The organism is Eudoraea sp. (genome assembly GCF_049665975.1).
Lineage (GTDB): Bacteria > Bacteroidota > Bacteroidia > Flavobacteriales > Flavobacteriaceae > Eudoraea.
This window is the reverse complement of sequence record NZ_JBATGR010000373.1, coordinates 1-2,919: the sequence shown is the minus strand read 5'-3', so window position 1 is coordinate 2,919 and position 2,919 is coordinate 1. Positions and strand designations below refer to the sequence as shown.

The 2,919-nt window shown below is 36.1% G+C and carries 3 protein-coding genes and 1 pseudogene; all 4 read right to left on the bottom strand.

The features are described from left to right. Window positions 1-358, bottom strand: a 358-nt coding sequence (locus WBN20_RS12765; protein WP_424281966.1) for a thioredoxin family protein, incomplete at its 3' end; no start/stop codon positions are given. An 88-nt stretch (window positions 359-446) separates the two neighbouring features. Then, window positions 447-1,322 (bottom strand): YitT family protein, encoded by an 876-nt coding sequence (locus tag WBN20_RS12760; protein ID WP_424281965.1) that lies wholly within the window; start codon window positions 1,320-1,322, stop codon window positions 447-449. 29 nt (window positions 1,323-1,351) lie between these two features. Continuing rightward, on the bottom strand, window positions 1,352-2,755 hold the full coding sequence (locus tag WBN20_RS12755) for a TolC family protein (protein WP_424281964.1): 1,404 nt from the start codon (window positions 2,753-2,755) through the stop codon (window positions 1,352-1,354). 4 nt (window positions 2,756-2,759) lie between these two features. Beyond that, window positions 2,760-2,919 (bottom strand): annotated as a pseudogene (locus WBN20_RS12750) (biotin attachment protein); the annotation flags it as partial.

Genomic DNA, 2,919 nt, shown 5'->3' with positions numbered 1-2,919 from the left:
ATACAACTTTAAAGGTGATTTTAGCAGATGATTCTGCTATTTTATTCATTACAGGTATTGAAGGGGCCGCGTCTCCACACCAACTTTCGGTCAATACGATCCAAAGAACGGGCTTGTCAAAATTCTTTAATACTTCGAATGCACTTTCCGGAAGTTTAATGGTTTTATCCCATCGCTTCATGCGCCTACTATTTAAACGCGTATATTCTATTAGGGATTCTTTTTGTTCAGTCCCGGTAGTTTTTCCATGCTTTGCTAATTCATCAACCAATATCCTGTACTCTTTATAGGAGAGAGCAGCTGCTAAGGATGAAGTAATAATTTTTTCGCTGAGTTTGTATTCTTTTGTATTTATCATTCTGCAAAAGTCGAAAGAAAATCTAAAACCTGACAATAACAACTTCAATTATGTAACCCATGTTACACTTAAGCATGATTGGTTTCCACTAAATCGTTCGTTTCTTCACCATACCACCTCTGGTGTCATTGATACTACTCATAACAACAAAAGCATTGGGATCTATCTTCTTCAGTTCATTGTTTAATTTACTGATTTCCAATCTTGTAATCACCGTATAGATCACCTCATAGTCATTGTGAACTCCATTTTTACTATAACCACCACGGGCATCGTAAATCGTAAGCCCTCTCCCTAGTTTATGGGTAATCATCTTTCGAATTCTTTCACTTGCTTCAGAAATAATAGTTACCCCAGTATATTCTTCTATCCCGTCTACTACAAAATCAAGGGTTTTAGAAGCGGCCAGATATGTTAGCATTGAATACAATGCAGATTCTACTGATAACATATAAGCAGCGGCAAGGAAAATGATTATATTAATTACAATAATTATATCTCCAATTTTAGCAGACATTCTTCTACTTAAATAAAGTGCTAGTATTTCCGTTCCATCCAGAACACCACCTCCACGGATCGAAAGTCCAATTCCTGCTCCCAGGAAAAAGCCTCCAAACACGGAAACTAAGAGCTTGTCTTGTGTTACTTCCGGAAACTCTATCAATGCAAGAACAAGAGAAAGTCCCAGGATGGCAATGGTTGTTTTAATAGCAAAATTCTTGCCTATTACTTTCAATCCCAATAACAGGAAAGGTAAATTAACGAGAAGAATTAAAGAATAAAGAGGAAGTGTTGTAGTCTCAGTAATTAAAAGTGATATCCCGGTGACTCCCCCATCTATAAATCTATTTGGCAGCAAAAAACTTTCTAACCCAAAAGCAGCCGATAAGATGCCAATGGAGATAAAAAAAGTGTCTTTTATGAACAATTTGGAAAAGGTTCGCATAAGCTTTAGTCGGTTCATTATTTTACTGCATTTTAAGTTAATTGCCCCTAAAGATTTTCGGGATTAATTGCCAGGCTTCTAAATAACTTAGCTTTGGTGCTCAGGAATTTGTTTTGCACTTCATTTTGTTTGAGTTCAGAATCAATTAGTTTATTTTCCCTACTAATTATCAAAAACAAGGAACTTTCTCCAAAATCAAATTTCCTTTCTTCTGCAGTCAAAAGCGTATTATAATCACTAACAATATTCTGTATAAGTGAATTCTGTATCTGATAAGAATCCAAGGCATTATAGATTGCCAAAACTTTATTTTGAATTTCGATTTCAGCATTGTCTATTTCAAATTGAGTATCGTTTAGTTTATACTTTGCTAACTTTAAATCCCCTCTTTCTTTTCTTAAAAACAATGGGAATAGGAAGTTAACACCTCCTTTATATTGTTGTGAATCATAAGAACTCAGAGTTCCAGGGGTTTCTGTAAGGAAGTTATACTCAATATCAATTCTCGGCAGTAGTTTATTGGCTTTTAATCTCTTATCTACCTCCAGGCCAGCCAATTTAAACCCTAAAGACTTAATCTTAGGGTGATTTTCCAATGAAAAACTATCCAAAGGTTTTCCCATGATTTCCAGCGTAATATCCACCTCCTTGTTTATATCGATATTTGGAATGACATTTGGCTGCAACTCTATTGGAATATTATTCTCCGTCCATAAAAAATTCGAAAGTTCTAAAGTCCTATTGGTAAGCTCAACCATGGCTTGTTCGAGACGAAGTTGCCTATCCTGAAATGCTATTTTGGCTTCCACAACATCTATTGATGCAATATCACCTGCTTCTGCACTACGCTTAATTCCTTCCAATCTAGTACTGGCATTATCAACAAAATCCTCATAAACCGTTTTGTTTCTGTATGCCTGTAACCAATCAAAATAAGTTACTGACGCTTTAAAAAGAATCTCATTAACTAATAAATCTCTATCTGCCAGGGTTTGTTCTTTAAAATATTTGGCCCGTTTTAAGGTTGCCATTCTTTCATTGATCCAAATTCCTTGAAGCACAGAAACAGAGATTCCCGCACTAAACAATCCGTCCTCTGGCAAAAATTCATCCGGATTTAGAAACTCTCCTTGATCCTGCTGAAAGTTACCTTTTAATTCTATCCCATACCATGTAGGGACTTTGAAGGTAGCGTTAAAACGGTCATAATACTCAACACCCTTAAACTGTTTTCTTTCGTAATCTACTTCAATTTTTGGATCAAATCCTCCTCTTGAGCGCATTAGATTTGCTTGCCCAATACCGATTTGTAATTCAGCCTGACGAGCAATAGGATGATATTTTTTTACATATCCTAAGAACTCATAAAAGCTTAAAACGAGGGTGTCGTTTACCTGTGCGTTTAATGAAAGTGAAGCGAAAAGAATAAGTAAAAACCAGTGCTTTTTCATATTACTATTTCTCAGATTTAGACATGTCCCCATTGGGCTGATAGTAATTTGGAGGGAAACCATTGAGCTGTCGCCACAATTCAAACCAAATCGGCACGTCTTCTAAAAGTGCTATAGTATAGGCTCCAGAACCAACTCTTAGATCCTTTGGCCATTGATGGTCA